The organism is Pseudomonas sp. TE12234 (assembly GCF_054061835.1).
Genome location: NZ_JBSSEP010000013.1, coordinates 155,867 through 181,153, shown reverse-complemented (window position 1 = coordinate 181,153; position 25,287 = coordinate 155,867). Strand labels below are relative to the sequence as shown.

General features: G+C 60.5%; 25 protein-coding genes. 16 read left to right on the top strand and 9 right to left on the bottom strand.

Annotated elements, in window-relative coordinates:
- Positions 1-504: 504 nt before the first annotated feature.
- Both ACVWYU_RS20505 and ACVWYU_RS20500 read right to left on the bottom strand, forming a co-directional pair.
- The gene (locus ACVWYU_RS20505; RefSeq protein ID WP_090328820.1) at positions 505-1,998 is read right to left on the bottom strand and encodes a CoA-acylating methylmalonate-semialdehyde dehydrogenase; all 1,494 of its coding nucleotides are present in this window, start codon (positions 1,996-1,998) and stop codon (positions 505-507) included.
- Positions 1,999-2,174: 176 nt separating this feature from the next.
- The gene (locus ACVWYU_RS20500; RefSeq protein WP_457373544.1) at positions 2,175-3,524 is read right to left on the bottom strand and encodes an aminotransferase class III-fold pyridoxal phosphate-dependent enzyme; all 1,350 of its coding nucleotides are present in this window, start codon (positions 3,522-3,524) and stop codon (positions 2,175-2,177) included.
- A 139-nt stretch (positions 3,525-3,663) separates the two neighbouring features.
- On the opposite strand from ACVWYU_RS20500, the gene ACVWYU_RS20495 reads away from it, so the two are divergent.
- The 6 genes from ACVWYU_RS20495 (at position 3,664) to ACVWYU_RS20470 (ending at position 10,059) form a co-directional block, all read left to right on the top strand.
- On the top strand, positions 3,664-4,584 hold the full coding sequence (locus tag ACVWYU_RS20495) for a LysR family transcriptional regulator (protein ID WP_090328816.1): 921 nt from the start codon (positions 3,664-3,666) through the stop codon (positions 4,582-4,584).
- Between the two features lie 92 nt (positions 4,585-4,676).
- Positions 4,677-5,327 (top strand): TetR/AcrR family transcriptional regulator, encoded by a 651-nt coding sequence (locus ACVWYU_RS20490; RefSeq protein ID WP_248916864.1) that lies wholly within the window; start codon positions 4,677-4,679, stop codon positions 5,325-5,327.
- Positions 5,328-5,334: 7 nt separating this feature from the next.
- Positions 5,335-5,916 carry an IMPACT family protein gene (locus tag ACVWYU_RS20485; protein WP_248916865.1) on the top strand — a complete coding sequence of 194 codons (582 nt, stop codon included), beginning with the start codon at positions 5,335-5,337 and terminating at the stop codon, positions 5,914-5,916.
- Between the two features lie 533 nt (positions 5,917-6,449).
- Positions 6,450-8,015 carry an ABC transporter ATP-binding protein gene (locus ACVWYU_RS20480; protein WP_457373543.1) on the top strand — a complete coding sequence of 522 codons (1,566 nt, stop codon included), beginning with the start codon at positions 6,450-6,452 and terminating at the stop codon, positions 8,013-8,015.
- Between the two features lie 11 nt (positions 8,016-8,026).
- A complete protein-coding gene (locus ACVWYU_RS20475; RefSeq protein WP_248916867.1) occupies positions 8,027-9,133 on the top strand; it encodes an ABC transporter permease in 1,107 nt (368 codons plus the stop codon).
- The gene (locus ACVWYU_RS20470) at positions 9,133-10,059 is read left to right on the top strand and encodes an ABC transporter permease (RefSeq protein ID WP_457373542.1); all 927 of its coding nucleotides are present in this window, start codon (positions 9,133-9,135) and stop codon (positions 10,057-10,059) included. The genes ACVWYU_RS20475 and ACVWYU_RS20470 overlap by 1 nt, the downstream gene beginning before the upstream one ends.
- Positions 10,060-10,121: 62 nt before the next feature.
- Here the strand turns inward: ACVWYU_RS20470 and ACVWYU_RS20465 are convergent, their stop codons facing one another.
- Positions 10,122-10,574, bottom strand: a complete 453-nt coding sequence (locus ACVWYU_RS20465; protein ID WP_457373541.1) for a hypothetical protein — start codon at positions 10,572-10,574, stop codon at positions 10,122-10,124.
- A gap of 82 nt (positions 10,575-10,656) precedes the next feature.
- Here ACVWYU_RS20465 and ACVWYU_RS20460 point away from each other — a divergent pair, with 82 nt between their 5' ends.
- The 3 genes from ACVWYU_RS20460 (at position 10,657) to ACVWYU_RS20450 (ending at position 13,249) form a co-directional block, all read left to right on the top strand.
- Positions 10,657-11,007, top strand: a complete 351-nt coding sequence (locus ACVWYU_RS20460; RefSeq protein WP_457373546.1) for a MerR family transcriptional regulator — start codon at positions 10,657-10,659, stop codon at positions 11,005-11,007.
- 23 nt (positions 11,008-11,030) lie between these two features.
- Entirely contained in the window at positions 11,031-11,720 is a 690-nt protein-coding gene (locus ACVWYU_RS20455; RefSeq protein WP_090328802.1) for an SDR family oxidoreductase, read from the top strand.
- A gap of 170 nt (positions 11,721-11,890) precedes the next feature.
- Positions 11,891-13,249: an 8-oxoguanine deaminase gene (locus tag ACVWYU_RS20450; RefSeq protein ID WP_090328800.1), complete on the top strand. Its 1,359-nt coding sequence runs from the start codon at positions 11,891-11,893 to the stop codon at positions 13,247-13,249.
- A 121-nt stretch (positions 13,250-13,370) separates the two neighbouring features.
- Here the strand turns inward: ACVWYU_RS20450 and ACVWYU_RS20445 are convergent, their stop codons facing one another.
- Positions 13,371-14,462 carry a calcium:proton antiporter gene (locus ACVWYU_RS20445; protein ID WP_247258143.1) on the bottom strand — a complete coding sequence of 364 codons (1,092 nt, stop codon included), beginning with the start codon at positions 14,460-14,462 and terminating at the stop codon, positions 13,371-13,373.
- 286 nt (positions 14,463-14,748) lie between these two features.
- On the opposite strand from ACVWYU_RS20445, the gene ACVWYU_RS20440 reads away from it, so the two are divergent.
- From ACVWYU_RS20440 to ACVWYU_RS20430, 3 genes are all read left to right on the top strand, one after another.
- Positions 14,749-15,831, top strand: a complete 1,083-nt coding sequence (locus ACVWYU_RS20440) for a BMP family ABC transporter substrate-binding protein (protein ID WP_090328796.1) — start codon at positions 14,749-14,751, stop codon at positions 15,829-15,831.
- An 80-nt stretch (positions 15,832-15,911) separates the two neighbouring features.
- On the top strand, positions 15,912-16,877 hold the full coding sequence (locus ACVWYU_RS20435; protein ID WP_457373540.1) for a 2-oxoglutarate and iron-dependent oxygenase domain-containing protein: 966 nt from the start codon (positions 15,912-15,914) through the stop codon (positions 16,875-16,877).
- 81 nt (positions 16,878-16,958) lie between these two features.
- Complete coding sequence (locus ACVWYU_RS20430; RefSeq protein ID WP_103403227.1) at positions 16,959-17,912, top strand: adenosine deaminase; 954 nt, start codon at positions 16,959-16,961, stop codon at positions 17,910-17,912.
- Between the two features lie 55 nt (positions 17,913-17,967).
- Here ACVWYU_RS20430 and ACVWYU_RS20425 read toward each other — a convergent pair whose 3' ends face one another.
- From ACVWYU_RS20425 to ACVWYU_RS20415, 3 genes are all read right to left on the bottom strand, one after another.
- Positions 17,968-19,350 (bottom strand): MFS transporter, encoded by a 1,383-nt coding sequence (locus tag ACVWYU_RS20425; protein ID WP_247258145.1) that lies wholly within the window; start codon positions 19,348-19,350, stop codon positions 17,968-17,970.
- A 136-nt stretch (positions 19,351-19,486) separates the two neighbouring features.
- Entirely contained in the window at positions 19,487-20,221 is a 735-nt protein-coding gene (locus tag ACVWYU_RS20420) for an ArsR/SmtB family transcription factor (RefSeq protein WP_457373539.1), read from the bottom strand.
- Between the two features lie 315 nt (positions 20,222-20,536).
- On the bottom strand, positions 20,537-21,466 hold the full coding sequence (locus ACVWYU_RS20415) for a LysR family transcriptional regulator (protein ID WP_247258147.1): 930 nt from the start codon (positions 21,464-21,466) through the stop codon (positions 20,537-20,539).
- 115 nt (positions 21,467-21,581) lie between these two features.
- On the opposite strand from ACVWYU_RS20415, the gene ACVWYU_RS20410 reads away from it, so the two are divergent.
- The 3 genes from ACVWYU_RS20410 to ACVWYU_RS20400 all read left to right on the top strand — a co-directional run bounded on the left by ACVWYU_RS20410 (position 21,582) and on the right by ACVWYU_RS20400 (position 23,225).
- The gene (locus ACVWYU_RS20410) at positions 21,582-21,875 is read left to right on the top strand and encodes a putative quinol monooxygenase (protein WP_457373538.1); all 294 of its coding nucleotides are present in this window, start codon (positions 21,582-21,584) and stop codon (positions 21,873-21,875) included.
- Positions 21,876-21,906: 31 nt separating this feature from the next.
- Positions 21,907-22,920: a zinc-binding alcohol dehydrogenase family protein gene (locus ACVWYU_RS20405; protein ID WP_247258149.1), complete on the top strand. Its 1,014-nt coding sequence runs from the start codon at positions 21,907-21,909 to the stop codon at positions 22,918-22,920.
- Positions 22,921-23,054: 134 nt separating this feature from the next.
- Positions 23,055-23,225, top strand: a complete 171-nt coding sequence (locus tag ACVWYU_RS20400) for a hypothetical protein (protein WP_162842403.1) — start codon at positions 23,055-23,057, stop codon at positions 23,223-23,225.
- An 8-nt stretch (positions 23,226-23,233) separates the two neighbouring features.
- On the opposite strand, the gene ACVWYU_RS20395 is transcribed toward ACVWYU_RS20400, so the two are convergent.
- The gene (locus ACVWYU_RS20395; protein WP_248916874.1) at positions 23,234-24,430 is read right to left on the bottom strand and encodes a multidrug effflux MFS transporter; all 1,197 of its coding nucleotides are present in this window, start codon (positions 24,428-24,430) and stop codon (positions 23,234-23,236) included.
- A 93-nt stretch (positions 24,431-24,523) separates the two neighbouring features.
- Positions 24,524-24,721: a heavy-metal-associated domain-containing protein gene (locus tag ACVWYU_RS20390; protein WP_090328778.1), complete on the bottom strand. Its 198-nt coding sequence runs from the start codon at positions 24,719-24,721 to the stop codon at positions 24,524-24,526.
- Between the two features lie 161 nt (positions 24,722-24,882).
- Between ACVWYU_RS20390 and ACVWYU_RS20385 the strand changes: the two genes are divergently transcribed.
- Positions 24,883-25,266, top strand: coding sequence for a hypothetical protein (locus ACVWYU_RS20385; RefSeq protein WP_390958542.1), 384 nt, complete (start codon positions 24,883-24,885; stop codon positions 25,264-25,266).
- Positions 25,267-25,287 lie beyond the last annotated feature (21 nt).

Genomic DNA, 25,287 nt, shown 5'->3' with positions numbered 1-25,287 from the left:
TCTCGCGGAGTAACTTGTGATGCTGATAATCTGTTGACTAGCAGTCTGACTCCACAAGCACCCACACGAATTGCTTGATTCAGTTGTTAAAGAGCAGTTGGTTAAGAACTTTGTCTCAACCGAGGCGCGCATTCTACAGTAGCCTCATTTGCTGTCAAGTGATTATTTTCAGAAGTTTTCAAGAAATCCTTAACAACTTCAACCACTTGCGCTTTCGATCTCTCGTCAGCGGGAGGCGAATTCTACAGCGTTACTCGCTGCTGTCAACACCTCTTTTTTCAACTTCCTTTCGGCTTCGATGATCTGAAGCAACCTGCTGCCGAAAACCTCATAACTCATTGTTTATCAAGGAGTTTTCCGTTTCGACTGCGCCGGAAGTGGGGCGAATTATAGGCTTCTAAAATTCGCCGTCAACCCCTATTTTCATAAATTCGTCATATAGGTCAAAAAAGCCCTGAAAACAAAAAGGCCGACCCAATGGGTCGGCCTTCTATCCCCTTCTACTTACAAGCTAGGGAATGCGAACTGCGAAGCTTCGTGGCTCGCACGCTGCGGCCAACGCTGAGTGATGGCCTTGCGACGGGTGTAGAAGCGCACACCATCCGGACCGTAAGCATGCAGGTCGCCAAACAGCGAACGCTTCCAGCCACCAAAGCTGTGATAAGCCACTGGCACCGGCAACGGCACGTTGACGCCGACCATGCCGACTTCGATCTCATCGCAGAACAATCGCGCCGCTTCCCCATCACGGGTGAAGATGCAGGTGCCGTTGCCATACTCGTGATCGTTGATCAGTTGCATGGCCTCTTCCAGGCTGTTCACTCGAACCACGCACAGCACCGGCCCGAAGATCTCTTCTTTATAGATGCGCATTTCCGGGGTGACGTTATCGAACAGGCAGCCACCCAGGAAGAAGCCTTCCTCGTGACCGGCCACGCTCAGGCCACGACCATCGACCACCAGCTTCGCGCCGGCTGCAACGCCGTCTTCGACATAACCGCTGACCTTGTCGCGCGCCTGACCAGTGACCAGAGGCCCCATGTCCAGGCCGCAAGTGGTGCCGGCACCGATTTTCAACGCCTTGATTTGCGGTACCAGTTTGGCCACCAGCGCATCCGCCACCTGGTCGCCAACACAAACGGCCACCGAAATCGCCATGCAACGCTCGCCGCAGGAACCATAAGCTGCGCCCATCAGTGCGCTGACGGCGTTGTCCAGATCCGCATCGGGCATCAGCACCGCGTGGTTCTTCGCCCCGCCCAGCGCCTGAACGCGCTTGCCGCGCTTGGTGCCTTCGGCATAGATGTATTCGGCAATCGGCGTCGAACCCACGAAGCTCAGCGCTTTGACTTCCGGCGCTTCGATCAGCGCGTCCACCGCAGTTTTGTCACCGTGCACCACGCTCAGCACGCCTTTAGGCAGGCCGGCTTCCAGCAGCAATTGTGCGATCAGCAGCGTCGAGCTCGGATCACGCTCGGAAGGCTTGAGGATAAAGCAGTTGCCGCACACGATCGCCAGTGGATACATCCACAGCGGCACCATGGCCGGGAAGTTGAACGGGGTGATACCGGCCACTACGCCCAGCGGCTGGAAGTCAGACCAGGCATCAATGTTCGGCCCGACATTACGGCTGTACTCGCCTTTGAGGATTTCCGGCGCCGCGCAAGCGAACTCGACGTTCTCGATGCCACGTTTGAGTTCACCGGCCGCATCTTCCAGGGTCTTGCCGTGTTCTTCGCTGATCAATTGAGCGATGCGGGCTTCGTTCTGCTCCAGCAGTTGCTTGAAGCGGAACATGACCTGGGCACGCTTGGCCGCCGGCGTGTTGCGCCAGGCCGGAAACGCAGCCTTGGCAGCATCAATGGCGCTCTGGATGGTTTCGCGGGTCGCCAGTGGCAACTTGTGAATAGCCTGGCCCGTGGATGGGTTGAACACATCAACCGCGCGACCGTTCTCGGTCACCAGTTCGCCATTGATCAAATGCGGAATAACGCTCATGGAAGCTCCTGAAAAGTTGTCCACAGGCGCCCATCGAGAGGCACCTGCCAATTACCTATATATGTAGGAGCGAGCTTGCTCGCGAAAAACGAGAGAACGCCGCGTTCATCCAGGCGACACTTCTCATCGTTTACGTCCATCGCGAGCCAGCTCGCTCCTACAAGTTTTTTTCAAAATCAGTCGATTTTGCTCAGTACTTCACCCACCGCGTCGAACAGACGATCAAGGTCTTGCGGCTTGCTGTTGAAGGTTGGGCCGAACTGCAGGGTGTCGCCGCCGAAGCGCACGTAGAACCCGGCTTTCCACAACGCGATGCCCGCTTCGAACGGACGCACGATGGCGTCGCCGTCACGCGGAGCGATCTGGATCGCACCGGCCAGGCCGAAGTTGCGGATGTCGATGATGTTTTTGGTGCCCTTCAGACCGTGCAACGCATTTTCAAAATGCGGTGCGACTTCAGCCACGCTATGCACCAGGTTTTCCTTCTGCAACAGGTCGAGTGCTGCCAGGCCCGCGGCGCACGCCACCGGGTGTGCGGAATAGGTATAGCCGTGCGGGAATTCCACCGCGTATTCAGGGGTCGGCTGATTCATGAAGGTCTGGTAGATCTCGGAGCTGGCAATCACCGCGCCCATCGGGATCGCACCGTTGGTGACTTGCTTGGCGATGCACATCAGGTCCGGGGTCACGCCAAAGGTGTCGGCACCGAACATGTTGCCGGTACGGCCGAAACCGGTGATCACTTCGTCGAACACCAACAGGATGCTGTGCTGATCGCAGATTTCGCGCAGACGCTTGAGGTAACCCTGTGGCGGAACCAGCACGCCAGCGGAGCCGGCCATTGGCTCGACGAATACGGCGGCGATGTTCGACGCGTCATGCAGTTCGATCAGCTTCAGCAGTTCGTCTGCCAGGGCGATACCACCCTGCTCCGGCATGCCACGGGAGAACGCATTGCTCGCCAACAATGTGTGCGGCAAGTGATCGACGTCCATCATCGCCTGGCCGAACAGTTTGCGGTTGCCGTTCACGCCGCCGAGGCTGGTGCCGGCGATGTTCACACCGTGATAGCCACGGGCACGGCCAATCATCTTGGTCTTGGTCGACTGGCCTTTCAGGCGCCAGTAAGCACGCACCATCTTCACGGCGGTATCGGCGCATTCGGAACCCGAGTCGGTGAAGAACACGTGGTTCAGGTTACCCGGCGTCAGATCCGTGATTTTTTCCGCCAGTTGGAACGACAGCGGATGGCCGTACTGGAAGCCCGGCGAGTAGTCGAGGGTGCCCAGTTGCTTGGCGACGGCTTCCTGGATTTCCTTGCGGGTGTGCCCGGCACCGCAGGTCCATAGACCGGACAGCGAGTCATAGACTTTGCGGCCCTTGTCATCGATCAGCCAGCTGCCCTCAGCGCCGACGATCAGACGCGGATCGCGCTGGAAGCTACGGTTAGCGGTGTACGGCATCCAGTGAGCATCGAGCTTGAGCTGGCTGGCCAGAGAAGTCGGGGCGTTTTCGGGCAAGTTCATGAGCGAAACCTCGCAAGGCAATAAGCGGCGTAGGGATTGAAAACCGTTGTTGCAGCTAAGTTGCCACGGCGATAAAGTCGGTGAAATCCAACTTTTGTAACCTTCAGTCTGCCATTCACTAAACATTCGAGTAGCCCGCATGAGCATTCGCCGTCCCGATCCACTGGCTCAAGTCAGCGACTTCGATATCCGCCTGTTGCGGATTTTTCGCAGCGTGGTCGAATGCGGCGGCTTTTCCGCGGCTGAAAGCGTGCTCGGCATCGGACGCTCGGCCATTAGCCAGCAGATGAGCGACCTGGAACAGCGCCTGGGCCTGCGCCTGTGCCAACGCGGTCGCGCCGGGTTTTCCCTGACCGAGGAAGGACGCGAGGTCTACCAATCGGCGTTGCAGCTATTGAGCGCACTGGAAAGTTTCCGTACCGAGGTCAATGGCCTGCACCAGCACTTGCGCGGTGAATTGACCATCGGCTTGACCGACAACCTGGTCACTCTGCCCCACATGCGTATCACCCACGCCCTCGCGCAACTGAAAGAGCGCGGCCCGGACGTGCAAATCCAGATCCGCATGATCGCGCCCAACGAAGTGGAACAAGGTGTACTCGACGGTCGCCTGCATGTCGGCGTGGTGCCGCAGGCGAGTGCGTTGTCCGGGCTGGAATATCAGCCGCTCTACAGCGAACGCTCGTTGCTCTACTGCGCGGTCGGCCATCCGCTGTTCTATGTCGATGACAAGCAACTGGATGACGAACGCCTCAACAGTCAGGACGCCATTGCCCCGACCTTTCGTTTGCCGGCAGAAATCCAGGCCCATTATCAGGCGCTCAACTGCACCGCCAGTGCCTCCGACCGCGAAGGCATGGCGTTCCTGATCCTGACCGGGCGCTACATCGGTTACTTGCCGGATCACTACGCCAGCCTCTGGGTGCAACAAGGCCGATTGCGTGCCCTGAAACCCAGCGCGCGGTTTTATGACCTGAGTCTCGCCTCGGTTACACGCAAGGGTCGCCGCCCTCATCTGGTGCTGGAAAGCTTCCTCGAAAGCCTGGCCGCCACGCGCTGAACAAACGCAAATCCTGCGACGGGGCTTGTCTGGAGCCCATGGGTGCGCTATCAACGCATTGGTTGCACCCACCTACCTGTTCGGAAGTGCCTATGACCTTTGAAGTCCCAGCCCACGGTGGCAAACCCACCAGCCGCATTCGTCAGAAGAACGAAGAGACCATCATCAAAGCCGCCGAAGACGAGTTCGCCCGTCACGGGTTCAAAGGCACCAGCATGAACACCATCGCCCTGAAAGCCGGGTTGCCGAAGGCCAATCTGCATTACTACTTCACCAACAAACTCGGTTTGTACGTGGCGGTGCTGAGCAACATCCTGCAATTGTGGGACAGCACCTTCAACACCTTGACCGCCGAGGACGATCCGGCTGAAGCCCTGACCCGTTACATCCGCGCCAAAATGGAATTTTCCCGGCGCCAACCGCAGGCCTCACGCATCTTCGCCATGGAAGTCATCAGCGGTGGGGAATGCCTGACCGAGTATTTCAACCAGGACTATCGCACCTGGTTCCAGGGCCGGGCCGCCGTGTTTCAAGCATGGATCGACGCAGGCAAAATGGACCCGGTCGATCCGGTGCACTTGATCTTCCTGCTGTGGGGCAGCACCCAGCATTACGCTGACTTCGCCACCCAGATTTGCCGGGTCAGCGGGCGCAGCAAGTTGACCAGGCAGGACATGGAAGACGCCGGCAACAACCTGATCCGAATCATCCTCAAGGGCTGCGGCCTGACTCCGACTATTTAAGACACCTATGCCTTTTACCCTCAGTGGTTTTTGCGAACATCGCGAAGAGATTCGCAAAAGCCGCTTCATTACCTTCGCCGCACCGATCACCAGTCCCGCTGAAGCCCAGGCGTTCATCGAGCAACACAGCGACTTGAATGCCACGCACAACTGTTGGGCATGGAAAATCGGTGATCAGTACCGCAGCACCGACGACGGCGAACCGGGCGGCACGGCTGGCCGCCCGATTCTGGCCGCAATCGAAGCGCAGGATTGTGACCAGGTCGTGGTGCTGGTGATTCGTTGGTACGGCGGCATTCAACTGGGCACCGGCGGACTCGCCCGGGCGTATGGCGGCGGTGCGAACAAATGTCTGCAAGCGGCACCGAAGATCGAGTTGATCAGCCGGGTGCCATTAAGTTGCGCCTGTGCCTTTGGTGAGTTGGCCCTGGTGAAGCTGCGGGTCGCGGAACTTGGTGGCCTGGTGGTGGAAGAAAGCTTCACTGCCAATGGCGTGGAACTGCAGTTGGCGGTCGGTGCCGGGCAGATTGATACCCTGCAATCGCAGCTTGCCGATTTGAGTCGCGGACGCATTTTGTTGCAGCGTTGAGACTGCAATCTTTTGGGGCACGCCGCTTTTCCACTTATTCCATACTTGCCCACATCTGCTGTGCACCCGGCTGTGGATAACCTGAGCACATACCGCTGTAACCCTTCTATCATGCGGCTTTGCGGGCTTTGCTCATTTTTCGTCCAATTTGTGATCCAAAACGCTAAATCCACGTAAAAACAAATAGTTAGCGTGGTTTAGTACCTTTAGAAGATAGCCGCCCTGCGCTTATGCCCTCCCATTGAGCTTGCACACAAATACTGTGGAGCAATCTGTGGATAACCCGTTCATGGCTGTCGCGGCCCCATACCGGACATGGCTTACGCTCAACTGCTCAAATTTTGATCAAATACCGACGAGCGAAACCGGAGCCTGATCAATGGCTTTGCCCTTAAGTGGTGCCGAATAAAAGGGGATGCCGAGCGAAGCGGCGGGCTCAACGCCTTCACTCATACCGGTTTGAATATTTCCTGACCCAATGGCCAGAAAATTGCTTTATCCACAGGCACAAGTCCAATCGCATCGAGCCTGTCATGCCCAACCCCGCGCCAGATTCCCTTCAAACGCCTCGTCTGCAACTGCGCAGAATCAGCAAACGCTATCCCGGCTGCCTGGCCAACGATGACATCGACCTGAGCATCGCGCCGGGAGAAATCCACGCCCTGCTCGGCGAAAACGGTGCGGGCAAAAGTACGCTGATGAAGATCATCTACGGCGTCGTCCACGCCGATGCGGGGGAACTGATCTGGCAGGGGCAACGCGTGAACATGCGCAATCCGGCCCAGGCCCGCAGTCTCGGGATCGGCATGGTGTTCCAGCATTTCTCGCTGTTCGAAACCCTCAGCGTGGCGCAGAACATCGCGCTGGCCATGGGCAAGGCGGCCGGCACTCCAAAGCAACTCGAACCGAAGATTCGTGAAGTCTCACAGCGTTATGGCATGGCGCTGGAACCGGAGCGACTTGTCCACAGCCTGTCCATTGGCGAACGGCAACGGGTGGAAATCATTCGCTGCCTGATGCAGGACATCCGCTTGCTGATCCTCGACGAACCCACCTCTGTATTGACCCCACAGGAGGCCGACGACCTGTTCGTCACCCTGCGCCGACTCGCCGCCGAGGGCTGCAGCATTCTGTTCATCAGCCACAAACTCGGCGAAGTCCGCGCCCTGTGCCACAGCGCGACCGTATTGCGTGGCGGGCGGGTGGCCGGGCATTGCGTGCCGGCCGAATGCTCAGACTCGCAACTGGCGCGGTTGATGGTCGGCGAGGCCGCCGAGCTGATCGCCGATTATCCAAAGGTGCGCGGCGCTGACGCCTTTTTGAAGGTGAAGGACTTGTCCTGGCACAACCCGGACCCGTTTGGCTGTTCACTGAAGAACATCAACCTTGAAGTGCGCAGCGGCGAAATCGTCGGCATCGCCGGGGTGGCCGGCAATGGCCAGGACGAATTGCTCGCCCTGCTCAGCGGTGAAGAACAGCTGAGCCGAGACGACGGCACAACAATCTGTTTCGGCAATGAAGCAGTCGCTCATTTGCGCCCCGACGCTCGACGCCAGCGCGGCCTGGCGTTCGTCCCCGCCGAGCGCCTTGGCCACGGCGCCGTACCGGAACTGAGCCTGGCGGATAACGCCCTGCTCACGGCATTTCAACAAGGACTGGTCAGCAACGGCCTGGTGCAGCGCGGCAAAGTCGAAGCGCTGGCCGAAGAAATCATCCGTCGCTTCGGGGTCAAGACACCCGACAGCCATGCCTCGGCCCGCAGCCTGTCTGGCGGTAACTTGCAGAAATTCATCCTCGGACGGGAAATCCTGCAGCAACCGAAACTATTGGTGGCCGCGCACCCGACCTGGGGCGTGGATGTCGGTGCCGCCGCCACCATTCACCGGGCGTTGATTGCCTTGCGCGATGCCGGGGCGGCGATCCTGGTGATCTCTGAAGACCTCGACGAGTTGTTCCAGATCAGCGACCGCCTCGCCGCCCTGTGCGGCGGACGACTGTCGCCACTGCGCGCGACGGTCGACACCCGCCTGATTGATGTCGGCGGCTGGATGGCCGGCCGCTTCGACGCCCCTCAATCCCCTGCATCCGCAACGCTTTAACGGAGTGTCACATGCTGCTTTCCCTTGAACCCCGTGGCCAGCAATCGCGCCTGATGTTGTGGTGCTCGCCGTTGCTGGCAGCCGTCCTGACGTTGGGCTGTGGCTCGCTGCTGTTCATCGCCCTGGGGCATGATCCGCTGCCGACGCTGCACACCTTGCTGATCGCGCCGGTCAGCGACGGGTATGGCGTGTCCGAATTGCTGGTCAAGGCCTTGCCCATTCTGCTCTGCGCACTCGGTTTGGCGGTGGCCTATCAGGCGCGGATCTGGAATATCGGTGCCGAAGGACAACTGCTTCTCGGCGCGCTGGCCGGCAGTGCGCTGGCGGTGAACATCATCGATATGCAAAGCCGTTGGGCGCTGGTGCTGATCCTGTGCAGCGGTACGCTGGCCGGCGCCGCATGGGCCGGGCTGACCGCGTGGTTGCGCACGCGCTTCAACGCCAATGAAATCCTCACCAGCATCATGCTCAATTACATCGCCCTGAACCTCTTGCTGTATTGCGTTCACGGCCCGCTGAAAGACCCGGAAGGCTTCAACTTTCCGCAGTCGGCAATGTTCGGCGATGCCAGTCGCTTGCCGTTGCTGATGGAGGATGGGCGAGTGCATGCCGGGGTGTATTTCGCTCTGCTCGCGCTGGTGGCGGTGTGGGTGTTGTTGCAGAAAAGCTTTGTCGGCTTCCAGATCAAAGTGCTTGGGCTGGACAAACGCGCGGCTGGTTTCGTCGGCTTTCGCGAGAAGCGCCTGATTTGGCTGGCGCTATTGATCAGCGGCGGTCTGGCGGGGCTGGCCGGCGTCTGCGAAGTCACCGGCCCGATCGGTCAATTGGTGCCGCAAGTGTCGCCCGGTTATGGCTACGCGGCGATCACTGTGGCCTTTCTCGGCCGGTTAAACCCCATTGGCATCCTGTTTTCCAGCCTGTTGATGGCACTGCTGTACATCGGCGGCGAGAGCGCGCAGATGAGCCTGAATTTGCCCCAGGCGATCACGCAATTGTTCCAGGGGATGATGCTGTTTTTCCTGCTGGCCAGTGATGTGCTGATTCTCTATCGCCCGCGTTTGAACCTGCGCTGGTCCCGCCGCGCCCCCTCCACCGTCGTACACGCAGGAGCGCTGTGATGGATATCGATCTGCTGAGCAATATTTTCTACGCCATGGTGCGCTGCGGCACGCCCTTGCTGCTGGTGGCGCTGGGTGAACTGATCTGCGAGAAAAGCGGCGTACTCAACCTGGGCCAGGAAGGCATGATGCTGTTTGGCGCGGTGATCGGTTTCATCGTCGCGTTCAACAGCGGCCATCTGTGGCTGGGGGTGCTGCTGGCGATGCTGGCCGGGATGCTGTTGTCTTCGCTGTTTGCGCTGGTGGCGCTGGTGTTCAACGCCAACCAGGTAGCCACCGGCCTGGCGCTGACGATTTTTGGCGTGGGCCTGTCAACCTTTGTCGGCGCCGCGTGGGTCGGTAAACCACTGGCGGGTTTTGAACCGCTGGCGATCCCTTACTTGAGTGAAATCCCGCTGATCGGGCGGATGCTGTTTGCCCAGGATCTGCTGGTGTATCTGTCGTTCGCACTGTTTGCCCTGGTGGCCTGGGTGATCCTGAAAAGCCGCGTCGGGCTGATCATCCAGGCGGTCGGGGAAAACCCGGACGCGGCCAGCGCCATGGGCTTGCCGGTGCTGGGTGTGCGCGCATTGGCGGTGTTGTTTGGCGGTGCGATGGCCGGATTGGCCGGGGCCTATCTGTCCCTGGCGTACACGCCGATGTGGGCGGAAAACATGAGCGCCGGTCGCGGCTGGATTGCCCTGGCACTGGTGGTGTTTGCCAGTTGGCGCGTGTGGCGTCTGCTGCTTGGCGCGTACCTGTTCGGACTCGCCAGCATCCTGCACCTGGTGGCACAGGGATTGGGGCTGGCGATTCCGTCGAGCCTGCTGGCGATGCTGCCGTATGTCGCGACCATTGTGGTGTTGGTGCTGTTGTCCCGGGATGCGCTGCGCACCCGGTTGTATGCGCCGGTATCGTTGGGGCAGCCGTGGCAGGCGGGGCATTAAGCCGTGACCGAGCGAGCCGCTTCGCGAGCAGGCTCGCTCCCACCTGACAGCGTCTTGCGCAATTACTGTGTCTGACGCACACCCTGTGTGCGAGCTTGCTCCGGGCGGCGTTCCGACAATGGTGTCCGCACAGGCAAAACCTGAGCAACGCCCCACGCCATTTCAAAGATCAAGAAAACAACCAACAATGAACTCGCACCATGAGCCAAGGCATAAGCCTGCCAAGCCGCAAACAAGAATCGGCCCGCCGCGTCATACCGACCGTACATCAACTGCGGATCACGTATCCGCAGCACCGCCCACACGCACACAATCGAGCCCAACAGATTGGCCATCAACAGGTGCACGGGCTCGAACGGTGGTAACGAACCTGGCAAATCGAAAGCCTGACTCACACTGACCATCACCGCATGCAACGCCGCAAAACTCCACGGTGTGGCGAACGCCGCCGTCACGATCAAGTCATACCAGGCACTGCCGCGCACCAGTCGGCGATATTGCGTAGAAGTCCACATCGGCGTCGCTCCATAAATTCAGGGAGCAACAAGGCTAAAGCCTGGAGTATGCTCCAGGGTCAAGCCCCTTTGAGACCTCATGATGCGCATCGGTGAATTAGCCCAGGCCAGCGCCGTCAGCCGCGACACGCTGCGTTTTTACGAGCAGCGCGGATTGATCGCCGCGCAACGCAGCGCCAACGGTTACCGCGACTACCCGGCGGACATGGTGCAACTGGTGCTGTACATCAAGACCGCTCAAAGACTGGGTTTTACCCTCAGCGAGATCGGCAACAGCGTCGCCGCCTTGTGGCAGTCCCCCGACCCGGACAGCGCCGTCACACAATTGCTGCATGACAAACTCAAGCTGATCGAAGCCCGCATGGCTGAACTGGGCGCACTGCGCAATGAGTTGCGACAACGACTCGGTCAACGCTGTCCACTTAATCCATGACCCAACTGAACAAGGAGCCCCTCATGTCCACGGCAAAAACCGCACTCATTATCGGCGCCTCCCGGGGCCTGGGCCTCGGGCTGGTGAAAACCCTGCTGGCCGACGGCTGGCAAGTCACCGCCACCGTGCGCAACCCGCAGAACGCCGCAGCCTTGCAGGCCTTGGGCAAGGTGCGGATCGAGAAACTCGACATGGACGACCCGCAACAGGTCAACGCATTGAGTCAACAGCTCAAAGGCGAAGTGTTCGACTTGTTGTTCGTCAATGCCGGCGTCAAGGGGCCTGACGTCCAGACGCCGAATGGCGGCGCGACGCTGGCCGACGTCGGTCAGCTGTTTTTCACCAACGCCGTGGCGCCGATCAACCTGGCTCAGCGTTTCGTCGGGCAGATCCGGCCGGACACCGGCGTGCTGGCGTTCATGAGTTCGGTGCTGGGCAGCGTGACCATGCCGGACGCGCCGGAACTGGCGCTGTACAAGGCCAGCAAAGCGGCGCTGAACTCCATGACCAACAGCTTCGTCACACAACTGGGCGAGCAGAAGCTGACCGTGTTGTCGCTGCATCCGGGCTGGGTGAAGACCGACATGGGCGGCGAAGGCGCCGACATCGACGTCGAAACCAGCACCCGCGGCCTGGTTGATCAGGTGAATGCGTATGTCGGCAAGGGTGGGCATCACTTTGTGAATTACCGGGGCGAAACCATTCCCTGGTAATACACAAGCCCGCTCCCACAGGGGTTCCGGTTGCTCTGTCGGACGAGGCTTGCCGGGAAAGCCGTTTTGATCGAAACTTCGCACCTCGCCTCCCCGGCGACCCTGGATCAGCAGACAGGGCAACACTGAGCTGGCAACCCTGAACCCCACTTTCAGAGGAGCCGGCCAACATGCCTGCGACCCGTACCTGGTTAAAAAATCCCCTCGCCATTTTCACGGCCAACGGTCTCGATGCCCGTGGCGGTCTGGTGCTGCAAGACGGCGTGATCGTCGAAGTGCTCAGCCTCGGTCAACAACCTTCGGCACCGTGCAATGACGTGTTCGACGCCCGCGAGCACGTGATCCTGCCGGGCCTGATCAACACCCATCACCATTTCTATCAAACCCTGACCCGCGCCTGGGCGCCGGTGGTCAACCAGCCGTTGTTCCCTTGGCTGAAAACCCTGTACCCGGTCTGGGCCCGACTGACCCCGGAAAAACTCGCCCTCGCCACCAAAGTCGCGTTGGCCGAGTTGCTGCTGTCCGGTTGCACCACCGCAGCCGATCACCACTATCTGTTCCCCGAAGGCCTGGAAAACGCGATCGACGTGCAAGTCGAAACTGTGCGCGAACTGGGCATGCGCGCCATGCTCACGCGCGGCTCCATGAGCCTCGGTGAAAAGGACGGCGGCCTGCCACCGCAACAAACCGTGCAGGAAGGCCAGGTGATCCTCGACGATAGCCAGCGCTTGATCGCCGAGTACCACGAACGCGGCGACGGCGCACAAATCCAGATCGCCCTGGCGCCCTGCTCGCCTTTTTCCGTGACCCCGGAAATCATGTCCGCCAGCGCCGAGCTGGCCAACAAACTCGACGTGCGCCTGCACACTCACCTGGCCGAAACCCTCGACGAAGAAGACTTCTGCCTGCAACGCTTCGGTCTGCGCACCGTGGACTACCTGGACAGCGTCGGCTGGCTCGGCCCGCGTACCTGGCTGGCCCACGGCATCCACTTCAACCCGGATGAAATCACCCGCCTCGGCGCGGCTGGCACCGGCATTTGCCATTGCCCGAGCTCGAACATGCGCCTGGCCTCCGGCATCTGCCCGACCATCGAACTGACCGACGCTGGTGCACTGCTCGGCCTTGGCGTTGACGGTTCGGCGTCCAACGATGCGTCGAACATGATGCTCGAAACCCGACAAGCGCTGTACATCCAGCGCCTGCGCTACGGTGCCGAGAAGATCACCCCGGAACGTGTGCTGGGTTGGGCGACCAAAGGCTCGGCGAGCTTGTTGGGCCGTACCGATATCGGTGAGATTGCCGTGGGCAAGCAAGCCGACCTGGCGCTGTTCAAGCTCGACGAACTGCGCTTCTCCGGTAGCCATGATCCGGTCTCGGCACTGCTGCTGTGCGGCGCGGATCGCGCGGACCGGGTGATGGTCGGCGGCAAATGGCGAGTGATTGATGGACAGGTCGAAGGGCTGGATCTGAAAGGGTTGATTGCCGATCACAGCCAGGCGGCACGGCAGTTGATCGCAGGGACCTGATCCGACCACCGCCCCTGTGGGAGCGGGCTTGCCCGCGATAGCGGACTGTCAGCCGACAGACATGTTGAATGTGACGGCCTCATCGCGAGCAAGCCCGCTCCCACAAGGGATTTGTGGAGATTCAAAGTCCGAGCAGCGACAACATGATAAACGTCGCAAACAACACAAAGTGGGTCATGCCTTCGATGGCGTTGGTTTCGCCATCGTTGAGGTTGATCGCGCTGACGATCAGGGTGATGAGGATCATCACGGTCTGCACCGGGGTCATGGCCATCTGAAACGGCTGGCCGGTGTAGAGCGCCATCGCTTCCATCACCGGTACCGTCAGGATCACCGTCGACAGTGACGCGCCCAGCGCGATGTTGACCACTGACTGCATGCGGTTGGCCAGCGCCGCGCGCAACGCGGTCAAAATCTCCGGCGCCGCAGAAATCGCCGCTACCAGAATTGCCGTAACCACCGGGGGAGCGCCCGTCCCTTCCAGACCCAGATCAAGGGTCTTGGACATCACTTCGGCCAATGCGCCGATCACCACCACCCCGAACACCAGAATGCCGATGGACAACGTCAGGTTGATCGGTGCCGGTTCACTTTCCTGAGACTCCTTCTTGCGACGCTTGTCCGGATAGCTGTAGCTGAAAAAGTAACTATGCGGCCCGACCTGCATGCGCAGGAACAAGGCATACAGCAACACCATCGCACCGATGGTGAAGGCCGAGTAGAGCTTCCAGTTGGCCTCGGGAATGAATTCCGGCACCACCATCGACACGCCCATGGCGGTGAGGATCATCACGCTGTAGCTGCGCGCCGAATCATCGTTGTAGGACTGTTCGCCATGTTTGAGCCCGCCCATCAACGCCGCCAGACCGAGGATGCCGTTGATATCGAGCATCACCGCCGAATAAATCGTGTCACGCACCAGGGTCTTCGAGGCTTCGTTGCTCATCATGATCGCCAGGATCACCACTTCCACCAGCACCGCAGCCAGGGTCAGGATCATCGTGCCGTAGGGGTCGCCGACTTTCTCCGCCAGCAATTCGGCCTGGTGAGCGACGCGCATGGAGGCAGCGACTATGAACGCGATCAACAGCAGTCCGCCGGTCAGCGCGACGGCCTGGCCGCTGTGCAGCAACCAGTGCTCCAGGGCGAAGGCAACAACGGCGGCGATCAGGGCCAGCAGCAGAAAGGTTTCTTGCTTGAGGACGGTGAGCATGTCGAGCCTTTTGCCGTGGGGAGCGGATGAGCTACTGACTGTGGGGTGGCGCCAATGGTTCGTTACACCTTAGCGCACCAGAGGATGGCAGCCGTGCAAGCCCATGCACTTTTATTGGCCCTGCCGGCCTCTTCGCGGGCAAGCCCGCTCCCACAGGATTCGCGGTGCTTTTGTGGGAGCGAGCTTGCTCGCGATGGCTGTTACGCGGTTCAGAGCCATTTGTTGTCTTGTTGGTCAGCAATTTGCATTGGCCTGCCAACCACACAACAACATGGAGTTCCAATTCATGCACAAGCGTCCGTTGAAGAAGCTGCTTTGCGCCATTACGGCGGCCATCGGTCTGAGCGCCAGCCTGTCCGCCAGTGCCACCGATCCGCTGAAAGTCGGCTTCGTCTATATCGGTCCGATCGGTGACCACGGCTGGACGTATCAGCATGAACAGGGACGCAAGGCACTGGCGGAAAAATTCGGTCCGCAGATCACCACCAACTACGTGGAGAACGTCGCCGAGGGCGCCGATGCCGAGCGGGTGATCCGCAACATGGCCAAGGACAAGTACGACCTGATTTTCACCACCTCTTTCGGCTACATGAACCCGACGCTGAAAGTCGCCAAACAATTTCCCACGGTGACCTTCGAACACGCCACGGGCTACAAACAGGACAAGAACCTCGGCACCTACCTGGCGCGCACCTACGAGGGTCGCTACGTCGGCGGCTTCCTCGCGGCGAAGATGACCAAGACCAAGAAGATCGGCTACGTCGCGTCCTTTCCCATTCCGGAAGTGATCCGCGACATCAACGCCATTCAACTGGCCCTGAACAAGTACAACCCCGGCACCGAGATCAAGGTCGTGTGGGTCAACTCGTGGTTCGATCCGGGCAAGGAAGCCGATGCCGCCAACGCACTGATCGACCAGGGCGTGGACGTGGTGTTCCAGCACACCGACAGTCCGGCACCGATCCAGGCCGCAGAACGTCGTGGCGTGTATGCCGTCGGCTACGCTTCGGATATGGCGCACTTCGGGCCCAAGGCGGTGCTGACGTCCATCGTCAATGACTGGACCTCGCACTATATTCAGGCAACCCAGAGCGTGATCGACCATGACTGGAAATCCCAGGACTACTGGGGCGGCTTGAAAGAAGGCACGGTTGAACTGCCGATCAGCGACTTGGTGCCTGCACCGGTGAAAGCCGAGGCCGAGCAGATCATCGCCGACATCAAGAGCGGTGCGTTGCAACCGTTCACCGGGCCGATCAAGGATCAGGCCGGGGTCGAGAAAATTCCGGCGGGCGTGAGCGCAACCCATACGGAACTGGCGTCGATGAATTACTACGTTGAAGGCATGAAGGCCGAGATACCGAAGTAATTCCAATGCCCAACACAAAACCCTGTGGGAGCGGGCAAGCCCGCTCTCACATTGGACCTTCAGTGCTTTCAGGATTGTGTATGACCAGCCTTCCCATCATCGACATCGCCCCGCTCTACAGCGACGACCAGAACGCCTGGTCAGCCGTGGCCACGCAAATCGACCACGCCTGCCGCGAATGGGGGTTTTTCTATATCAAGGGCCACCCGATCAGCGCCGCGCGCATCGATGCCGTACTCGACAGTGCCAGGCACTTCTTCGCCCAGCCCGCCGAAGAAAAGCTCAAGATCGACATCACCCAGACCCGCCACCATCGCGGTTACGGCGCCATCGCCACCGAGCAACTCGACCCGAGCAAACCCAGCGACCTCAAGGAAACCTTCGACATGGGCCTGCACCTGCCGGCCTGTCACCCTGAAGTGCTGGCGGAAAAACCCCTGCGCGGCCCCAACCGTCACCCGTCGCTGCCCGGCTGGGAAGCACTGATGGAGCAGCACTACGTCGACATGCAAGCCCTTGCACAGACCCTGTTGCGGGCGATGACGCTGGCCTTGGGCATCGAGCGCGATTTTTTCGATACGCGCTTCAACGAACCCGTCAGTGTCTTGCGGATGATCCATTACCCGCCGCGCCACACGGCCAGTTCGGCCGAACAGCAAGGTGCCGGCGCCCACACTGATTACGGTTGCATCACCTTGCTCTATCAAGATGCCGCTGGCGGGCTGCAAGTCCGGAACGTCAACGGTGAATGGATTGACGCGCCGCCCATCGACGGCACGTTCGTGGTTAACCTGGGCGACATGATGGCGCGCTGGAGCAATGACCGTTATCGGTCGACCCCACACCGGGTGATCAGCCCGCTGGGCGTGGATCGCTATTCGATGCCGTTCTTCGCCGAGCCACATCCCGACACGCGCATCGAATGCCTGCCCGGCTGTCAGGATGAGCTGCACCCGGCGAAATACCCGATCACCACCTGCGCCGAATTCCTGCTCTCGCGCTTCGCCGATACCTACGCCTATCGACGGGAACAGCAAGCGGTGTGATGAACCGCTCGGTCAGGTTTTACCAATTGTTGCAGCGAGCACCTGTAGAATGGCGGCCATTGCACCTGATGAGAACAGACTATGTACGACTGGCTGAACGCCCTGCCCAAGGCAGAACTGCACCTGCACCTTGAGGGTTCGCTGGAACCCGAGCTGCTGTTCGCCCTGGCGGAACGCAACAAGATTGCCCTGCCGTGGAGCGACGTCGACACCCTGCGCAAGGCCTACGCCTTCAACAACCTGCAAGAGTTCCTCGACCTGTATTACCAGGGCGCCGACGTGTTGCGCACCTCCCAGGATTTCTACGACCTGACCTGGGCTTACCTGTTGCGTTGCAAGGCGCAGAACGTGATTCACACCGAACCGTTCTTCGACCCGCAGACCCACACCGACCGTGGCATTCCATTCGAAGTGGTGCTCAACGGCATCGCCGCCGCGTTGAAGGACGGTGAACAGCAACTGGGGATCACCAGCGGTTTGATCCTGAGCTTCCTGCGTCACCTGAGCGAAGAACAAGCGCAAAAAACCCTCGATCAGGCACTGCCATTCCGCGACGCGTTCGTCGCCGTCGGCCTCGACAGTTCGGAGATGGGCCACCCGCCGAGCAAGTTCCAGCGCGTGTTCGATCGTGCCCGCGGCGAAGGCTTCCTCACCGTTGCCCACGCCGGTGAAGAAGGTCCGCCCGAGTACATCTGGGAAGCCCTCGACCTGCTGAAAATCCAGCGCATCGACCATGGCGTACGGGCCATCGAAGACGAGCGCCTGATGCAACGCATCATCGACGAGCAAATCCCGCTGACCGTGTGCCCGCTGTCCAACACCAAGCTCCGCGTGTTCGATCACATGTCGCAGCACAACATTCTCGACATGCTTGAGCGTGGCGTGAAGGTGACCGTGAACTCGGATGACCCGGCGTACTTCGGCGGTTACGTCACCGAAAACTTCCATGCGTTGTACACCGATCTGGGCATGACCCAGGACCAGGCCAAGCGGTTGGCGCAGAACAGCCTGGATGCACGTTTGGTCAAACCGTAAGCGCACCGCAAAACCAATGCAGGAGCGAGCTTGCTCGCTCCTGCAGGGTCAGCATTTAGCCGATGGATACCGGCTCGCTTAACTCCTCCAGCGTCTTGCCCCGCGTCTCCATCCCGAACATCCAGACCACCAGCGCCGCCAACGCAAAACACAACGCCCCCAGGGCGAACACCCCACCCTGCCCCGTTATCGGGAACACCAGCCCGGTCACCATAGGCCCGAGCAGCGAACCCACGCGACCAATTGCCGAGGCAAAACCCGAGCCGGTGGCCCGCGCCGATGTCGGGTACAGCTCCGGGGTGTAGGTGTAGAGCACTGCCCACATGCCGAACAGGAAAAACTGCATCAGCAACCCGGAGGCGATCAGCAGGCTGACGTTGCCGCCAAACACCGCACTCTGCCCATAAAGAAACGCCATCACCCCGCCGCCAAGCAGCGTCACGACGCACACCGGCTTGCGTCCCCAGCGCTCCACCAGCCAGGCCGCCATCAGGAAACCGGGAATCCCGCCAAGGGAAATCAGCACCGTGTAATACACCGACTGAGTCACGGCAAACCCCGACTGTTGCAGCAAGGCACTGAGCCAGGAGGTCAAGCCATAGAAGCCGAGCAAAGCAAAGAACCAGACGCTCCAGATCATCATCGTGCGCTGGCGATACAGTGGCGACCAGATCTGACTCAGCGCCGAAAAGAAGTTGCCGGGTTGACTGGCCACCCGTGGCAGGCGAATCGGCTCGGGCAGGTGCGAATGACCCAATGAAGCCCTGACGCGCTCCTCGATACGCCGCAATACAGTATCCGCCGCCTCATGGTGACCGGCCTGCTCCAGCCAGCGCGGTGACTCGGGAATGAAAAAGCGGATCGCCAGGACGAACACCGCCGGCACCGCCAACACCAGAAAAATGTCCCGCCAACCGATCACCGGCAACAGGAAGTAGGAAAGCACCCCGGCCGCGACGAAGCCCAGCGGCCAGAAACCGTCCATCAATGCGATGTAGCGTCCGCGTCGCTTGGCCGGAATCAGTTCGGACAGCATCGACTGAGCAATGGGAAACTCCATGCCCATGCCGATTCCCAACAGGATTCGGAACAACGTCAGCGTCTCTATCGTTTGCGCCGTGGAGCACAGGTAGCTGGCGAGCCCCCACAACACGATGCTCCACTGGAACACCGGTTTACGCCCGAAGCGGTCAGCCAGCATCCCGGACAGCGACGCGCCGACCACCATCCCGAAAAAACTCGAACTGGCCAGAAAGCCCGCCTGCGCGGTGCTCAGGCCGAACTCGGCTTTGATCGAGCCGAGCAGGAACGTCATCATCGCCAGGTCCATGGAGTCGAAGAAAAACGCCAGGGCAATAATGATGAAAATGACGCGGTGATAGCCGCTGATGGGCAGTCGTTCCAGACGTTCTGCCGCGCTGTAGCTTCGTGTGTCCATACCGCATACCCCCAATCCAGGAAATCCCCGGATCGAGTGTGCGTGATAGCCATGGGGGGTTATTGCTGGATGCGACCTGTCCGGACCTCTGAACGACGTCTGGCGCCATAACCCCAGACGTCAGCCTGAAAACGCCCTAGAACGCCAGTTCCAGCTCGGTTTCCTTGGCAAAGCGATGAATTTCACGCTGCCCGGCGGCGGTGACCTGCAAGGCGCGCGAATCGTTGGGCAGGCTCAACCAGCCGGACTGCAAGAACAGCTGCAGCAACGCCGCGCCCAATGCCCCGCCCATGTGCGGGCGTCTTTCGCTCCAGTCTGGACAGGCGCACGCCGACCGGCCATTGCGATGGGCCAGAGCCTGGATGTACACGCCTCGCGCCGCCAGTTCCGTAGAGCCCTTGAGCGTGATCGTGACACGCTGATCGAATTGTTCGATCCAGCCCGCATCCAGTAACCGCTGATACAGATCGGCCGCCAGCGTACCGCCGAGATGGTCATCGCAAAGCCGGGCGCGCAACAGTGACGAACGTGCCGGCTGCGGTTTGGCGAGGGGGGCGGTGCGTTTGAAGATCTCGGGGATATTCTGTGGCGCGCTGGCAATCGTCGCACTGGCCAGGGCTTCGATCGCGGCACCGATTTCGGGGGCCGCCAGGCGAAAGAATCGCTTGCGCCCGCGCGGCTCGACCTTCAACAGACCTCCGGCGGCCAAACGCCCCAGATGCGCACTGGCCGAAGAGGGTGACAGACCCGCCAGCAACGCCAGCTCTTCGGTTTGTCGCGCCGAGCCATCCATCAAGGCCCACATCATTGCGCTGCGCTTTGGGTCAGCCAGCAAGGTGGCTATCTGGCTGATGCAAGGTGCATGTTCCATGTATTCACTCCCTGTTGAATCGTTTCGTCTACTGCTCGCGGGACATCTTGAGCAGTAATGTGTCGTCGGCCAAGACGCGATAACCGCCATTCACCGGACACAACCATCGCTCACTCAAGCCCTCACCGGACAAGGATTGCAGAGGGCAGGCGACGGGGTATGGGGCAAGGTCGGCTCCAGCGAGGCCTTGCCATTCGGATCGACGGTGCGGACATGAGGCGAGCGCTAGTATAGGCGGGTTGGCGGACGGTTCCTGTCCTCCGCCAAGGGTTGGTGCTGATAGTTCCTGAGGGAAATTTCGCTTTTTTCCTGCGATTAATGATCGATGCCCGCCAACCCCGGAAAATGGCTGCTCAACCGCGCGCATCGGCTGGCCAGCATTTCTCGCAAAAGGTTCACCGGCTTACTCAATTGGGCGCGATGGGCGCACAGCAGATTCAGCGGTGCGCGCTCACAGAGCAACTCGGGCATCAGCACTTTCAAGCGCCCGGCGAGTACATCGGCCGCCACATCAAGCCAGGATTTGTAGGCGATTCCGGCCCCCGCCACCGCCCACAGACGCACCACATCGGCATCGTCACTGAAACGATCGCCGCTGACCGTCAGGCTCATCTCGCGCTTGCCATCGTGGAAACTCCAGTGGTCGTGGACGCGGCTGCCGAGCATGAACAGCAGGCAATTGTGTTGGGCCAGTTGTTCCAATTGCCGCGGCTCGCCATGCCGGGCCAGGTAACCCGGCGCAGCGCAGAGAACACGACGGTTCTGCGGGGCGATGGGCAATGCCACCAGACTGGAGTCTTCCGGCTCGCCATACCGCAAGGCGATGTCCACCGGCTGACGAAACAGATCGGCGATGCGGTCGCCCAGCAACAGGCGCACGGTGAGCTTCGGGTGCTCGCGCTGGAACTCATCGAGCCAGGGCAGCAACAGGTTGCGACCGAAGTCCGAAGGTGCCGACAACTGCAACACGCCGCTCACTTGATCCTGGCCGCTGGCCAACAGCCGTCGGCCCTCGTCGAGATTGCTCAGGGCCGCCCGTGCGTATTCGAGAAAACCTTCGCCCTCGGCGGTCAGGCGCAGGCTGCGCGTGGAGCGGGCCAGCAGGCGGGCGCCGAGCTGCTGTTCGATGCGTTTCAACGCGGCGCTGGCCACCGCTGCCGACATGTCCATGCCCCGCGCAGCCGCTGACAGGCTGCCCAGGTCCGCCGCCCGGACAAACAACTGCAAGTCATCGAAACGCAGCATTTGAAGCCTCGATTATCAAAAAATTGTTGAAAGAGACTGCTCTTTTAGCGGGTTTTATCTTCAGGAGAAATAGCCAATCATCTCTTCATCGAAATCACCCCGCCCGGAGTCGCAGATGTCCCAACCTTTTACCGCTATCGCCACCCTGATTGCCAAACCCGGCCAGCAAGACGCCCTGGAACAGCGCTTGCGGGCGCTGGTGGAGCCGACCCGTGCCGAGGCCGGTTGCGGGCAATACGATCTGCATCAGGACCAGGCCAACCCGCTGGCTTTCTACATGATCGAGCACTGGAGCAGCGAAGAAGCCCTTCAAGCCCATGATGCCAGCGCCCATATCCAGCACTTTCGCGACCAGGCCGGTGATTTTCTCGAACACTTCGAACTCAAGCGCCTGCGTGCCCTCGCCTGATTCTTTCTTCCATTCGTTTGCGGAGCCCTCCATGAAAGCCATCGCCTATTACGCCTCCTTGCCGATCAGCGACGAAAAATCCCTGCAAGACATCGAACTGCCGGAGCCAGTCACCGGTCCCCGCGACCTGTTGGTGGAAGTCAAAGCCATTTCGGTCAACCCGGTGGACACCAAGGTCCGCCAGAACGTCCAGCCTGAAGACGGCGCGGCAAAGGTACTGGGCTGGGACGTGGCCGGTGTGGTCAAGGCTGTTGGCAGCGAAGTCACGCTGTTCAAGACCGGCGACAAGGTGTTCTACGCCGGCTCCATCGCCCGCGCCGGCGGCAACAGCGAACTGCACGTGGTGGACGAGCGGATCGTCGGCCACATGCCAAAAACCCTGGGTTTCGCTGAAGCGGCCGCCCTGCCGTTGACGGCCATCACCGCGTGGGAACTGCTCTTCGAACGCCTGCAAGTGCGCGAAGGCAACGTCGATGAAGGCCAGAGTCTGCTGATTGTCGGCGCGGCCGGGGGTGTCGGCTCGATCCTCACGCAACTGGCGAAACAACTCACTGGCCTGAACGTCATCGGCACCGCTTCGCGTCCGCAAACCCAAAGCTGGGTCAAAGCGTTGGGCGCCGACCTGGTGGTCGATCACAGCCAGCCCCTGAGCGAAGCACTCAGACACGCCGGTGTTGATCACGTGACTCACGTTGCCAGCCTGACCCAGACCGATCATCACCTCGATCAACTGGTCGAGGCCCTGGCCCCTCAAGGCAAGCTGGCACTGATCGATGATCCGAAGTCCCTCGACGTGACCAAGCTCAAGCGCAAGAGCCTGTCGCTGCACTGGGAGTTCATGTACACCCGCTCACTGTTCGAGACTGCGGACATGATCGAGCAGCACAACCTGCTCAATCGCGTGGCGCAACTGATCGATGCCGGGACGCTGAAAACCACGGTGGGCGAGCACTTCGGCACGATCAACGCGGCGAACTTGCGCCGAGCCCATGCGCTGCTCGAGAGTGGAAAGTCCAAGGGCAAGATTGTCCTGGAAGGGTTCTAGGCAAGTGGCATCGGTGTCGCCCGACGACGGGCGACACCGTCAGTCTGAAGCTTGACCCTTGTCACAATTGCGATCGTATTCAGGACTACAATCGATTCCTCTGCGAGGCACATTTTTATCTGAGGAGGTCAGCAATGAAGATCCTGATAAAAGAATTGGCAAAGTCCCAGTGGCAAGTTCGCCTGGACCAACATGCAGTGACGTTCCGCAGCGAAGCGGAGGCCCGCGCCTTCACCAACACCCTTGAAGCGCGTTTGCAGGCTCCCCACCAGATTCCCGACCGCCAGCAGCGGGCTGTTGGCTGAGTCCGTCCTCAGGCCTGGGCTTGAGTCAGCGCCCGGATATTTTGCAGTCGCCGGGTGAGCATCGCCGCACTCACCACCAGAATGCCGCACAGGCTGATGACCATGGCCATCGGCATTGCACTGCCGTCGTGTAACACACCGACCAGCGCGGCGGCACCGGCAGCGACACTGAATTGCAGGCAACCGAGCAGCGCCGAAGCACTGCCGGCGCGTGCGCCCTGCCCGTTCATCGCGCAGGCCGAGGCGTTGGGCAGGATGCAGCCCAGGCTGGCGATACAGACGAACAACGGAATCAGTAGCGGCCAAAGCTGCACGGTGTGCAGTGCACTGACGGCGAGCAAGGTCAGGCCGGCACCGAGGTAGATCCACACCGTGCGCGCCAGCAGGAACGCCGGACCGCGTCGAGCCAACAGCCGTGCGTTGACCTGGGCCACCAGAATGAAGCCCGCTGCGTTGGCACCGAAGAACCAGCCAAAATGCTCGGCCGGGACGCCATAGAGTTTGATCAGGACGAACGGTGAACCGGCGATGTAGGAAAACATCCCGGCGATGGCGATGCCGCCGGTCAACGCGTGGCCGAGGTAGATCGGGTCTTTCAACAACCGTCCGTACTGGCGCAATGCCCCGGACAAAGGTGGGCGCGGCAAATGCGCGGGCATGCTTTCCGGCAAGCCGAGGGCCACGGCCAGACCGGCCACCGCACTGAAACCGGTCAGCGCCAGGAAGATCGACTGCCACCCCGTGGTGTTGACCAGCAATCCACCGAGCATCGGCGCAAGGATCGGTGCCAGGCCCATGACCAGCATCAACTGAGAAAAGACTTTCGCTGAACCCACCGCATCGCATTTGTCGCTTACCACCGCCCGCGAGATCACCATGCCCGCGCAACCGCCCAGCGCCTGAATGAAGCGCGCGCCGATCAGCCATTGAAGGTTCGGCGCATAGGCGCACGCCAGCGAAGCGGCGGTAAACAGCCCGACACCGATCAACAGGGGAATGCGTCGGCCAAAACGATCCGCGACCGGACCGTATCCCAACTGGCCGATGGACAGACCGAGGAAGTAGGCCGCCAGCGTCAGTTGAACGTGTTGTTCGTCAGTGCCAAAAGCGAGCGCCATGGCCGGAAAGGCCGGCAGGTAAAAATCGATCGCCAGCGGACCGAACGCGCTCAAGGCGCCGAGAATCAGGATTGTGCGGAAATTCATCAAGCATCCAGTTGGGCAGAAGTCAGCAGCCCGACAGTCTAGCCGCGCATGGATGCCTTGAACATTCCGGTAGCTCGCTAACTATCAAAAAGATCAGGCCAGCCTGACGCCGTAGCCTTCTTCGCTGATCGCCGCGATCACCTGTTCGGCGCTCAGCGAACTTTCCACGCCGACCTCTTTCGCAGCCAGATCGACGCGCACACTGGCGGCCGCGTCCCTGGCCTGTAGCGCAGCCGTGATGGCCTTGACGCAGTGACCGCAGGACATGCCTTCAACCTTGAACACTTGCATGGGACAACTCCTTACATGGGGGCTTTTGAATGGGACTGTGTGCAGTGTCGAGCTTGCCATCATGGCAAGGTCAAGTTCTGGAATGATCTGCCGGGCTGGCAATCGGCGTCGCGCTCGGCCAAGCTGCGTCCATCTATGACTCGATCTCAGGAGATTCAGCCATGCGCTGGTCAGCTTTCAGCCTGTTTGGCTTTCTCAGCCTTTTCGCCGCCATGCCTTCGGCCAATGCTGCCGGAGAGGATTATGGCGTGCTGATCATTTCCCGCGAACGGCTGGAAGTGTCGACCAACTGCGAGATCGGCGTGTACATCCAGGATCAGTTGTCGGCGCGTCTGTTCCAGGAGCAAAGCACCTCGTTCAACCTGCCGCCGGGCAATGTCTCGCTGCGCCTGAAACTGCTACCGGGCCAGGCGCCGGGCTGCAATCCGGGCATGCTGGCGCCGGGCTCGCAGAACATCACGCTTCGGGCCGGGGACGTGCTGAAGTTCAGGATTGCGATGACGCAGGAAGGGATGTATCTGAAGCCAGCGGCCCTCGGTTACTGACCTACCTTCCTTGTGGGAGCG